10 protein-coding genes are annotated in these 12,020 nt (G+C 70.3%); 9 read left to right on the top strand and 1 reads right to left on the bottom strand.

Translation table 11 applies throughout. From position 1 onward, the window contains the following. Window positions 1–311 precede the first annotated feature (311 nt). From sigK to ACFWBQ_RS18370, 5 genes are all read left to right on the top strand, one after another. Window positions 312–902 carry an ECF RNA polymerase sigma factor SigK gene (gene sigK / locus ACFWBQ_RS18390; RefSeq protein WP_385489667.1) on the top strand — a complete coding sequence of 197 codons (591 nt, stop codon included), beginning with the start codon at window positions 312–314 and terminating at the stop codon, window positions 900–902. Further along, on the top strand, window positions 899–1,750 hold the full coding sequence (locus ACFWBQ_RS18385) for an anti-sigma factor domain-containing protein (protein ID WP_385489664.1): 852 nt from the start codon (window positions 899–901) through the stop codon (window positions 1,748–1,750). The genes sigK and ACFWBQ_RS18385 overlap by 4 nt, the downstream gene beginning before the upstream one ends. A gap of 187 nt (window positions 1,751–1,937) precedes the next feature. Then, the gene (locus tag ACFWBQ_RS18380; RefSeq protein ID WP_385489660.1) at window positions 1,938–2,348 is read left to right on the top strand and encodes a hypothetical protein; all 411 of its coding nucleotides are present in this window, start codon (window positions 1,938–1,940) and stop codon (window positions 2,346–2,348) included. A gap of 126 nt (window positions 2,349–2,474) precedes the next feature. Beyond that, window positions 2,475–2,900: an ATP-binding protein gene (locus ACFWBQ_RS18375; protein ID WP_385489657.1), complete on the top strand. Its 426-nt coding sequence runs from the start codon at window positions 2,475–2,477 to the stop codon at window positions 2,898–2,900. A gap of 129 nt (window positions 2,901–3,029) precedes the next feature. After that, entirely contained in the window at window positions 3,030–4,070 is a 1,041-nt protein-coding gene (locus ACFWBQ_RS18370; RefSeq protein WP_385489654.1) for a LacI family DNA-binding transcriptional regulator, read from the top strand. Window positions 4,071–4,121: 51 nt separating this feature from the next. Here ACFWBQ_RS18370 and ACFWBQ_RS18365 read toward each other — a convergent pair whose 3' ends face one another. Next, window positions 4,122–6,908, bottom strand: a complete 2,787-nt coding sequence (locus ACFWBQ_RS18365) for a glycosyl hydrolase (RefSeq protein WP_385489651.1) — start codon at window positions 6,906–6,908, stop codon at window positions 4,122–4,124. Between the two features lie 242 nt (window positions 6,909–7,150). On the opposite strand from ACFWBQ_RS18365, the gene ACFWBQ_RS18360 reads away from it, so the two are divergent. The 4 genes from ACFWBQ_RS18360 (at window position 7,151) to ACFWBQ_RS18345 (ending at window position 11,935) form a co-directional block, all read left to right on the top strand. Further along, a complete protein-coding gene (locus ACFWBQ_RS18360) occupies window positions 7,151–8,452 on the top strand; it encodes an ABC transporter substrate-binding protein (RefSeq protein ID WP_385489648.1) in 1,302 nt (433 codons plus the stop codon). 149 nt (window positions 8,453–8,601) lie between these two features. After that, window positions 8,602–9,573: a carbohydrate ABC transporter permease gene (locus ACFWBQ_RS18355; protein WP_385489645.1), complete on the top strand. Its 972-nt coding sequence runs from the start codon at window positions 8,602–8,604 to the stop codon at window positions 9,571–9,573. Beyond that, entirely contained in the window at window positions 9,570–10,475 is a 906-nt protein-coding gene (locus tag ACFWBQ_RS18350; RefSeq protein WP_385489643.1) for a carbohydrate ABC transporter permease, read from the top strand. Before ACFWBQ_RS18355 ends, ACFWBQ_RS18350 begins: the two co-directional genes overlap by 4 nt. A 56-nt stretch (window positions 10,476–10,531) precedes the next feature. Beyond that, window positions 10,532–11,935 (top strand): GH1 family beta-glucosidase, encoded by a 1,404-nt coding sequence (locus ACFWBQ_RS18345; protein WP_385489641.1) that lies wholly within the window; start codon window positions 10,532–10,534, stop codon window positions 11,933–11,935. Window positions 11,936–12,020 lie beyond the last annotated feature (85 nt).

Here is a 12,020-nt window from a genome sequence, read left to right as displayed (position 1 = left end):
CGGAGAGTGGTGAGGCATTCACCAGGAGGACCTTTCGTCGACTGGGTGCGGGTGGTGCAGGAGCCGGGAACTTCGAGCAATGGGAGCGCTCCCACAGCATTGTGGGGGCGGATCGCCGGTTCCGCCAGGGTCATGACAGAGAATGCGCGGGAGGGCTTCCCCTGCCCCGGCGAGCCCTTCCCGGCACCGATCACGCCAGGGGCGAAATTCACCGCTTCGATACATATGCAGAGCCTTCAGGGCCATTGGGTGCTTATATCGCTCCGGGAGCGGTCGCCGTGCCCACGTCTACAGGTCAGCGAGGTATCCAGGTGCAATCCGCCGATCGCGGAGGGGAAGCCGGACAGCAGACGGAGGAGCCCGATCTCGACCAGCTGATGCTCTGGACCGCCGAAGGGGACCGGGAGGCCTTCACCGGCGTCTACGACATGGCCGCCGGGCCGGTGATGGGCCTGGTCCACCGCGTACTGAGAGATCCGGCGCAGTCGGAGGAGGTGGTCCAGGACGTGCTGCTCGAAGTGTGGCGTACCTCGGGCCGGTTCAAGCCCGACCGCGGCAGCGCGATGACCTGGATCATGACCCTGGCGCACCACAGGGCGGTGGACCGCGTACGGGCGTCACAGGCCGGCGCGGAGCGCGAACGCAAGGCGGCGCTGTTGCACTCCGGGACGCCTTACGACGAGGTGACGGAGCGGGTGGAGACCCATCTGGAGTGGCAGCAGGTACGCCGCTGTGTACGCGCGCTCACCGACATCCAGCGCGAGTCCGTGACCCTCGCCTATTACGGAGGGCTCACGTGCAAGGAAGTGGCTCAGTCGCTGTCCGTACCGCTGGGGACGGTCAAGACCCGTTTGCGGGACGGACTGATCCGGCTCCGCGACTGCCTGGGGGCGACGCGGTGAGCCCCGCGGACCCGCATGAATCATCCGGCGCCTACGCCCTGCACGCACTCCCCGAGGATGAGCGTCTGGCCTTCGAGAGGCATATGGGTGAGTGCGAGTCCTGTCGCCGGGAGGTCGCCGAGCTGCAGGCGACGGCCGCGCTGCTGGGGCGGGCGGCAGCGGTGACGCCGCCCGCCGCCCTGCGGGAGGAGATCCTCCGCAAGGTGGCCACCATGCCGCAGGAGGCGCGCGGACGGCGGGAGGCGTCCGGGCCGCAGGAGGCGCCCGGGTCGCACGAGACGCACAGGCCGCGCGAGACACCCAGGCCACAGGCGGCACCCCTGCAGCCGGAGGCGCCGTTGCCGCAGGCCGCCGGCACGGCCCGCGGCCAGGCGCGGCAGCTGCCGCGCCTGGCGCTCGCGGCCTCCGTGGCAGCCGCCCTGGCCGGCCTCGGCGTCGCCACGTGGCAGTACCGGGAAGCGGCGGACGCCAGAGCGGCGACCCAGCGGGCACACGAACGGCAGGACAACCTGGCACGGGTACTCACGGCGCCCGACGTCCGACTCGAAACCCAGCAGCTGCGCGGCGGCGGCACCGCCACGGTCGCCGTCTCGCGCAGCGAGGACGCTGCCACGCTCGCCGTGTCCGGCCTGCCGCAGCTTCCTGCGGGCAAGGTCTACGAGGCCTGGTTCATCGAGGACGGGTCACCCGTGCCGGCCGGGCTGCTCAGCCGGAACCCTGGGCGCCAAGTGGCCCTGCTGGACGGGTCGGTGGACGATGCCACGGCGGTAGCACTGTCCGTCGAACCGACCGGGGGTTCCCCGCAGCCCACCACCGTCCCCTTCGGCTCGGTCGACCTCCCTGCCTGACACGGTCCGTTCGTACATTTTTCGCGATTCACCCCAAACCTTCTCCCCGGTGCCTCCGAATCCCTTGTGTAAAGCCACTCACGGCCTCGGTGCCGTATCCGACAAGGCCGGGACCCGAGTTCCCGGACCGAATGCGGGAGTACACCGCTGACGCGGGTGGCCGATCAGTGAGAGGGAGGTGAGTCCGATGACTGTTTCCGTCCGAGTCCGCCGCCTGGTGGCCGGAGCCGCAACAGCCGGTCTGCTGGCCGGTGGTGCCGCTCTGGGCGCCGCCGGGACAACGACCGCTGCCCCGGCACCCACGGCCGCGACCGCAACCGTCACCGGCGACCACGACCACAACGACCGCTGCACCTGGAAGAAGGGGCACTGGGAGAAGAAGTGGGTCAAGGGCCACTGGGAGAAGAAGTGGCACAAGGAGCACCGCTCCGACCACAAGAGCTGGCACCCCGGTTACAAGGACCACCACGGCACGTGGCACGCCGGGTACTGGCAGCACGAAGGCAAGCTGCACAAGGGCCACTGGAAGAACGTCTACGTCCCCGGCCACTGGGACACGCACTGGGTCAAGGGCCACTGGAACTGCCACCACAGGTGAGCGATCCGTATCCCATCAGCTCAGAACGGGGTTCCCGGGCCGAGGCCCGGGAACCCCCACCGTTGACTCCGGCACCACACCGTCCGGCGTCCCGCAAGGACGCCGCGTCCTCATCGGGACACCGCCATGACCACAACGACCGCACCCCCACCCGTCACATCCGGCCGGCTCGGCACGCAGACCATTCCCCTGCCGCCCGGCCCGGAAGCCCCCTCGCATGCCCGCCGGGCAGTCGTCGCCTTCCTCCACCGGATCCGGCCCTCGCTCGACCCGGGCCGCCTGGACGACGTCCTGCTGATCGTGTCCGAGCTGGTCACCAACGCGGTCCGGTACGCCCCCGGGCCCAGCACCCTGACCCTGACCACCGCCGCGAACACCCTGGACATCGCGGTGACCGACTGCTCCTGTGTCCCACCGGCCCCCCGCGTCCCGGATCTGGCCGACGGCACCGGCGGTATGGGCCTGCACATCGCAGAGGACCTGGGAGCCCGGGTGTTCACGGAGCCGCTCGCGGACGGCAAGTGCGTGCACGCGGCCTTCGACGACGCCTGAACCCCAGCAGCCCGCGCCGTCGATTGGAAGCGCTCTCAGCCTGCCGGCCGGTCCCGGCGCTACCCTGTAGGCGATCCGGCGGTGCCATGTCCGTCCCGTGCCGCCGCCCAGCTATGAGGAGCGCCCGCCTTGGCCGAGCAGCACCCCGGGTCCCGGCCCACCCTGGAAGCCGTCGCGACGCTCGCGGGTGTCTCCCGGGCCACCGCGTCCCGGGTCGTCAACGGGGGCGACGGGGTGCGCAAGCCGCTGGTCGACAAGGTGCTCCGGGCCGTCGAGGAGCTCGGGTACATCCCCAACCACGCCGCCCGGACGCTGGTCACCCGGCGGACCGGGGCGGTGGCCGTGGTCATCGCGGAGCCGGAGATCCGGATCTTCTCGGACCCCTTCTTCTCCCAGCAGCTCCGGGGCATCAGCAAGGAGCTGGCCGCCCACGACACCCAGCTGGTCCTGCTGATCGTGGAAGGGCCCGCGGACTTCGACCGGATCGCACGCTATCTGTCCGGCGGCCATGTCGACGGGGCCCTCGCCTTCTCCCTGCACACGGACGACCCGCTGCCCGCGATCACCCGGCGGGCCGGGCTGCCGACGGTGTACGGGGGCCGGCCGAGCTGGACCGCGGGCCCCGGGGAACAGGCCGTGCAGTACGTGGACGCCGACAACCGGGGCGGGGCACGGGTGGCCGTGCAGTACCTGCGGGATCTCGGGCGGAAGCGGATCGCGTACATCGGGGGGCCGCCCGACCAGACCTCGGCCATGGACCGGCTCGACGGCTACCGGGACATCCTGCTCGAGACGGACCCGACGCTCGTGACCGAGGGGGCGTTCACCGTGGAGAGCGGGGGGCGGGCGATGTCGGAACTGCTGGAGCGGCGGCCCGATCTGGACGCGGTGTTCGCGGCCAACGACCTGATGGCCTCGGGGGCTCTGCGGGTGCTGCGCGAGCGCGGGATCGCGGTGCCCGAGCAGGTCGCCCTGGTCGGATTCGACGACATGGACTCGGTGGCCGAGACCGCGGATCCGCCGCTCACCACCGTCCGGCAGGACATCGAGGGCCAGGGCCGGCTGATGGCCCGGCTGCTGCTGCGCGGTCTGGACAAGGACCGTACGGGGGACGACCGCCTCGACTCGGTGATCACCCCGACCACGCTCGTACGGCGGGCCTCGGCCTGAGAGGCACGGGACCCGCCGCACGCAGAGACACGTCGAGGGACGCGTTCAGGATCAGACGTACGGAATCTTCACCACCGCCGCGTCCGTACCGGTCTGCACCTGGGACGTGCCGTTGCCCAGCGCGTTCCAGATCTCAAGACGGACCGTTCCGGCCTTGAGGTTGCCCAGGCTTCCGGTCACCGCTGCGGTGCCCGAGGCCTGGGTGTACTCCTCCCACCCCGTGACCGGGTCGGTCGCGAAGTAGCGGAAGGTCTCGACCCGGTCGAACGTGCCGTCGCCGGTCAGGTCGTAACTGATCCTGACCTGCGGGGCGAGCCCCACCGTCGTACCCGCGTCGACCCGCAGGCGGAACGCGGTGGACGCTCCCGCTGCGAGCGTCCCGTCGACCTTCTTGATCTCGTAGACGGTCGGCCTGTACGGCGTGCCGTCCCGGTTGACGCCGTCCGCCGAGGCCAGCGTGTCGGTTCCCGCCGCGCCGTCCGTGGCGGTGGTGAGCGTGCCGCCGGACTTCAGCCGGAAGGTGTTGCCGGTGGACGGACCCGGCTCCTCGGGGTCGGGGTCCGGGTCTCCGCCGCCGGTGCCCGTGCCGGTGGCCGTGGAGCGGGCCGGGACGGAGAGGGTCGCGCCGTCGGAGAAGGTGACGGTGCGGGCGGTGGAGTCGTAGTTGTGGGCGGCGTAGGTGCGGACGCCGTTCTTGGTGAAGACGGCGGACGTCGGGATGTTCCCGCTGACGGTCAGGTCGGGGGCGCCCACGCTGTCGAGCGTGGTGATCCAGTGGTACGTGTGCGCCTTGGACTCACCCTGCTCCGGGGTGTAACCCGCGTTGCCCGCGTCCCACTTGGCCTTCGCCACGGCCGGATCGGCCAGCGACTCGAACGACCACAACAGGTCGCGCCACTCGACGGCCGGTCCGCCGTTCTCGCGCTCCATCTCCGCGATGTTCCGCTTGATGGCGGCCTTCTCGCGGGCCAGGTGCAGCGAACCGCCGGTGACGGGGAGGACGTTGATGCCGTGGATCTCCTCCGGGTTCGCGGTCCACCAGGTGGAGTACGCGCCGCCGCTGCCCCAGACCATGCCGACCGTGTCGTGGCCGAAGGAGCCGGGGAAGACCTGCTGGTCGGCGTCGAACCAGTACTGCGTGATCGCTTCGGACTCGGTGGTCAGCAGGTAGCTGCCGAGGTCGCGCAGCCCGGTGTCACCCGTTGCCGCACCCCACAGGACGAGGCCCGCGCTGAGGTTGATGGACTCCGACGAGGACTCCTGGTTGTTGCCCGCCGCGAAACCCTGGTGGCCGGAGGCCCAGCTGTGGCCCGCGTACACGTCGAAGCCGCGCAGGAACGGGTACGCGGTGTCCGTGCGGCTGGGGTTGGCGGTGTCCCGCACCAGGGTCTTGACCATGGTGCCCCAGGCGGAGTCGGCGGCCCATGCCTGGTCGTACTGGGCGACGATCGCCGCCGCGTACACGTAGTAGCTGTAGTGGAAGTGGTGGTCGTTGAGCTCGGTGTCGCTGCCGTACGAGGCCGGGTAGCCGGTCAGCGTCTTCCAGTCCTTGTCGTAGCTGAACTCGCTGGCCCCACCCGCCGTGAACCACTCCTGGAGGCGGCCCTTCATCAGGCCCAGCAGCTTGTCCCGGACGGCCGTCTGGCCGATCTGGTCGGCGACGGGCACCAGCTGGGCGAGGCGGCCGAGCGCCTTACCGGTCCAGTACGTGTCACTGGCCCCGGAGAACGGGTCGGAGGCGTTCGCGACCTCGTTGAGGTATCCGGTCAGCCTGGCCTTGTCGACCCCACCGGATGCGGGGAGGGCGGGCAGCACGCCGGAGTTCTTCTGACTGGTGGTGAAGGAGGCGGACTCCCTCACCTTCATGGTGCCGCGCGGGGAGACGTAGGTGTACGGCGTGAGCGCGTCGGAGGTGTGCAGCCACTGGTGGCGGTACAGCGCCTGGATCGTGCCCCGCTCGGTGCCCTCCTTGGCCTCCGTGGTCAGGCTGTAGGTCGCCTTGACCGTGCCGCCGGTGGACTCCCAGCTCACCTTGGAGCCGGTGACGAAGCTGAAGGCGTACTTCCGGTACGTCGCGAGCGCGTCCGTGGAGGGCAGCACGGCGAGCGAGAAGTAGTCCTTGCCGCCGAGGCCCGCGGTGATCGTGGAGCCGGAGACCGCCCAGTCGCTGCCGGTCGGGGCGAACAGGGCGTAGTGGTGGCCGGCGACCGTGATGCCGAGGACGTTGCCGTTGTCGGCGAAGACGGTGGGGGTGCCGGCCGTGGTGATCCGGGCGTCGCCGCCGGAGCCCTTGGCGTACACGAAGGGCATACCGTGCCCGATGGTCGTGCGCAGGGTGCGGGCGCCGTCCGACCAGTACGGGGTGACGGTCCAGTCGGACCAGTCGTCGGCCTTGGTGTCCGGGGAGTTGAGGCCGCTGAGGCCGACGGTGAGGTCGGCCTTGTGGGCGAACTCGTACTGGCGGCCGTCACCGACGACCGCGGGCGTGGTCGGGTAGCCGACCTCCAGGCCGCCCGAGGTGGCCTGATAGGTCAGCGGGTGACCGTACATCGGGGTGGAGTACGGGTTGTCGCCGTAGCGCTGGTAGGCGAGGGAGGACCACCAGTCGTTGGTGGGGACCGGCTTGTCCTTCGCCGCCGCGGTGACCTTCGGCGTGACGGGGGCACCGGTGTTGGTGGTGGGTCCGGAGGTACCGGCAGGGCGGCTGTCGGTGTAACTGCCGGAACCGGCGGGGACGGTGGCGGCTGCCGCCGGGGATGCGGCAGGGCCCAGACCCACGGCGGCCAGGGCGATGGCCAGGACCGTCGCCGCTGCAGGTCTGGAGAGGTTGGCGTGCATGGGCAGCACCTCGGAGTCATGGGGGGCGGGAGCGCTTTCGAGAGCGCTCTCAATTGCCAAGGAACGTAAAACTTCTGAAACGTAAGTGTCAATAGAACTGACACGCACGGTCGTTGAGCGTAATGCGCAGCCGTTATGCGTTCGAGTCTTGACGGCGAGGGAACCCTGGGGGACGCTCCAGACGCAGGTTTTGAGAGCGCTCTCAGGCGCTCGGTTCACCCCGAAGCCAAGGGAGGCTTCCCATGCCCATCACCCGAGCCGCCAAGAGAGCCACCGTCCGCCTCGGCGCGGTCGTCCTCGCCGGAACGCTCCTCGCCGCCTGTGGATCCGGCACGCCGGACTCGTCCGACAGTGCGAACGGAAAGGTCACGCTGACCGTCGACCTCTTCGGATCGTTCGGCTACAAGGAGGCCGGGCTGTACGCGGAGTACGAGAAGCTCAACCCCGGCGTGACCATCAAGCAGACCGACACCGAGGACGAGGCCGACTACTGGAAGTCGCTGCAGACCCGGCTGGCCGGCGGCGGCGGGCTCGCCGACGTACAGGGCGTCGAGGTGGGCCGGATCGCGTCGGTCACCCAGCAGCAGTCCGACAAGTTCCAGGACCTGAAGGAGTTCGGCGCCGACAAGCTCGAGGACCAGTTCGCCGAGGCCAAGTGGTCGGCGGCGACCACCAAGGACGGCAAGATCCTCGGTCTCGGCACCGATGTCGGGCCGGAGGCGATGTGCTACCGGACCGACCTCTTCGAACAGGCCGGGCTGCCCACCGACCGCGAGGAACTCGCCCAGAAGTGGTCCACCTGGGACGGCTACCTGGAGCTCGGCAAGCAGTACAAGAAGAAGGCCCCCGCCAAGAGCGCCTGGCTGGACAGCATCGGCAGCCTCTACCAGGTCGTGATCGGCCAGGAGAAGGAGCGGTACTACGACGCTTCCGGTGAGCTGATCTACGAGAAGAACCCGGCGGTCAAGGCAGCCTGGGACACCTCGGTCGAGGCGGCAGGGGCCGGGCTGAGCGCCAAGCTCGACCAGTGGTCGCCGCAGTGGAACCAGGCCTTCGCCGCCGGTTCCTTCGCCACCATCCCGTGCCCCGCCTGGATGCTCGGCTACATCAAGGGCCAGGCCGGTGACACGGGCAAGGGCAAGTGGGACGTCGCCAAACTGCCCGGCGGCGCAGGCAACTGGGGCGGCTCCTACCTCTCGGTCCCGCGTGCGGCCGAGCACAGGAAGGAGGCGTACGAGCTGATCAAGTGGCTCACCGCCCCCGAGCAGCAGGCCAAGCTCTTCCACAAGCAGGGCAACTTCCCGTCCTCGACGGGCGCGATCGAGAAGGTCGCCGCCGCCAAGGACCCGTACTTCTCCGACGCACCGATCGGCCAGATCTTCGGAGACGCGGCCAAGGCGTCCCCGGTCCAGGTGCTGGGTGTGCACGACCAGAACGTGGTCCAGCAGCTGACCAACGCGCTGAGCGAGGTCGAGCGCAAGGGCACCTCGTCGGACAAGGCGTGGGAGACGGCGAAGAAGGGCGTGGCGAACGTGATCGGCTGACGCCCGTCACCGCCCCGACCGTTCTCCGACATCCCGTCATCACTTCGCCGGGGCCGGTCCTCCTCCGCAGCACGGCGGACCGGCCCCCGCCCCCGTAACGCCCCCGAGGCCCCGACTCCCCCGCCCGTATCTCCCCGAAGGGCCGCACCGTGACCCTCACCGCCACCGCGAAGGCCGCGCCCCGGGCGCCCGGACCCGGATCCGACGACGGTCGGGCCGCATCCCTCCGGCGCACCTGGCACAAGCTCTCGCCGTACGCCTACATCGCACCGTTCTTCACCCTCTTCGCCGCCTTCGGGCTCTTCCCGCTGCTCTACACGGCGTTCGTCTCGCTCTACCGGGTCGAGCTCCAGACGAGCGGCGACATGGAGTGGCGCGGCATCGCCAACTACACGGCGCTGTTCACCGACGAGTACTTCTGGATCTCGCTGCGCAACACGTTCACCATCGGCGTGCTGTCCACCGTCCCGCAGCTCGCGATGGCCCTGGGACTCGCGCACCTGCTCAACTACAAGCTGCGCGGGCGCACCTTCATCCGGACGGCGATCCTGCTGCCGTACGCCACCTCGGTGGCCGCCGCGACGCTGGTGTTCGCCCAGCTCTTCGGCCGCGACTTCGGGCTGATCAACTACGCGCTGGGGCTGGTGGGCTTCAGCCCCGTGGACTGGCAGACAGGAACCGTCGCCTCTCAAGCAGCCGTGTCCACCATCGTCGTCTGGCGCTGGACCGGCTACAACGCGCTGATCTACCTGGCGGGCATGCAGTCCATCCCGGGCGAGCTGTACGAGGCCGCGGAGATGGACGGGGCGTCCCGCTGGCGGCAGTTCATCCATGTCACGCTGCCCGGTCTGCGGCCCACGATCGTCTTCACGGTGATCGTGTCGACGATCGGCGCCACGCAGCTCTTCGGGGAGCCCCTGCTCTTCGAGGGGTCCATCTCCGGCGGCATCTCGCACCAGTACCAGACCCTCGGCCTGTACATGTACGAGCAGGGCTGGGGCTTCTTCCACCTGGGCAGGGCCGCCGCCATCGCCTGGGTGATGTTCGTCCTGATCGTGGTGCTCGTCGGGGCCAACGCCCTCGTCGTGCGCCGCCGCGCCCGTAAGGAGGCCGGCCGATGACCACGCTCGCCGCACAGCCGACGGCGCCCGAGACCGTACCGCCCGGGACTCCGCCCGGCCGGCGCAGGAGGCCGCGGGCAGGGCGGGGCATGCACGGCGGCTGGCTGTCGTACCTGATCCTCGGCTTCGCCCTGCTGATCTCGGCGTTCCCCTTCTACTGGACGATCGTCGCGGCCAGCCGTTCCAATGCGGACCTCGCGAAGGTGCCGCCCAGCCTGCTGCCCGGCCCGAACCTCATCAAGAACTTCGAGGCGGTGCTGGAGGAGGCCGCGATCGGCAAGGCGCTGCTGAACTCGTTCATCGTGTCCGGCTCCATCACGGTCGGCACCGTGCTGACCTGCACCCTGGCCGGATTCGCCTTCGCCAAGCTGCGCTTCAAGGGCCGCGGCGCGCTGCTCGCGCTGACCATCGGCACGATGATGATCCCGCCGCAGCTCGGGGTCATCCCGCTGTTCATGCTGATCGCCGAACTCCAGTGGGTGAACCAGCTCCAGGCCGTGATCCTGCCCGGACTCGTATCGGCCTTCGGGGTGTTCTTCATGCGCCAGTACCTGGTGCAGTCGCTGCCCGACGAGCTGATCGAGGCGGCCCGCGTCGACGGCGCGTCGACCGCGCGCATCTTCTGGTCCATCGTGATCCCGGTCGCCCGGCCCGGCATGGCGGTCCTCGGCATGCTCACCTTCATGACCGCGTGGAACGACTTCTTCTGGCCGATCATCGCGCTGTCCTCGCAGGAGCCGACCGTGCAGGTCGCACTGCGGCAGCTCGGCGGCGGCTACGTCCACGACCAGTCGGTGATCATGGCCGGCACCCTGCTCGGCACGCTCCCCGTACTGCTGGTCTTCGGATTTCTCGGCCGCCAGATCGTCGGCGGCATCATGCAGGGAGCCGTCAAGGGCTGAGCCCTCCCCGCATCGCCCCCCACACGCACCGACTCACCTCCTGGAGTGCCTGACTCATGACCGCTGTCGATGCCCGCCCCGACACCGTGGCGGGGCTGCGGTTCCCCACCGGATTCCGCTGGGGGACGGCCACCGCCGCCTATCAGATCGAGGGAGCGGCCTCCGAGGGCGGCCGCACCGAGTCCATCTGGGACACCTTCAGCAGAACCCCCGGCAAGGTCCGCAACGGCGACACCGGTGACATCGCCGCCGACCACCTGAACCGGATGCCGCAGGACGTGGCGCTGATGAAGGAACTCGGCGTCACCGACTACCGCTTCTCGGTGTCCTGGCCCCGGGTCCAGCCGACCGGCCGGGGCCCCGGCATCGAGCACGGCCTCGACTTCTACCGGCGGCTCGTCGACGAACTGCTGGCCGCCGGCATCCGGCCCGTCGCGACGCTCTACCACTGGGACCTGCCGCAGGAGCTGGAGGACGCGGGCGGCTGGCCGGAGCGCGACACCGCGCACCGGTTCGCCGAGTACGCCGGAATCGTGGCCCGGGCGCTCGGCGACCGGGTGACCACCTGGACGACGCTCAACGAGCCCTGGTGCGCGGCCTTCCTCGGATACGGCAACGGCGTCCACGCCCCCGGTCGTACGAGCCACCTCGCCGCTCTGCGCGCGGCCCACCACCTCAACCTGGCGCACGGCAGCGCGACCGGCGTCCTGCGGAACCAGCTGCCGTCCTCGGCCGAGGTCTCGCTGACCCTGAACCTGCACGCCCTGCGCCCTCTGACCGACACCCCGGCGGACCACGACGCCGTCCGCCGGATCGACGCCGTCGCCAACCGGATCTTCCTCGACCCGGTCTTCCACGGACGGCTGCCGCAGGACCTGGTGGAGGACACGGCACCGGTGACCGACTGGTCCTTCGTCCGGGCCGGGGACCTGGAGGTCATCTCCGCGCCCCTCGACTCCCTCGGCATCAACTACTACTCCCCCACCGTCGTTTCCGCGGGTTCGTCGAAGTCCCCGTCCGAGTGGGCGGGCGCCGAGGCGCACGTGGCGTTCACCCCTGCGGCCGGGCCCCGCACCGCGATGGACTGGCCGGTGGACGCGGAGGGGCTGTACGAACTCCTCACCCGGCTCAGCGCCGAACTGCCCGGCCTGCCGCTGATGGTCACCGAGAACGGGGCCGCGTACGACGACTACGCCGACCCGTCGGGCCAGGTCCACGACCCGGAGCGGGTGGCGTACCTGGACGCGCATCTGTCGGCCGTGCACCGCGCGATCGGGGACGGCGTGGACGTGCGCGGGTACTTCCTGTGGTCGCTCCTGGACAACTTCGAATGGGCGTACGGCTACAGCAAGCGGTTCGGCATCGTCCACATCGACTTCGCGACCCAGCGCCGCACCGCGAAGGACAGCGCCCGCTGGTACGCGGACGTCATCGCCCGGGGCGGCCTCGACCGCCCCTGACCACCGGCCCACGTGGTGGGGGGCGCCCGGGGGGGCCCGCCGGGCCCCCCCCCGCGGGCCCCCCGGAGCCCCCGGGCCCCGCCGC

It is taken from the genome of Streptomyces sp. NPDC060035 (assembly GCF_042736635.1).
Classification (GTDB): domain Bacteria; phylum Actinomycetota; class Actinomycetes; order Streptomycetales; family Streptomycetaceae; genus Streptomyces.
The sequence above is the reverse complement of the archived record's forward strand: the minus strand, read 5'-3'. Positions and strand labels throughout refer to the sequence as shown.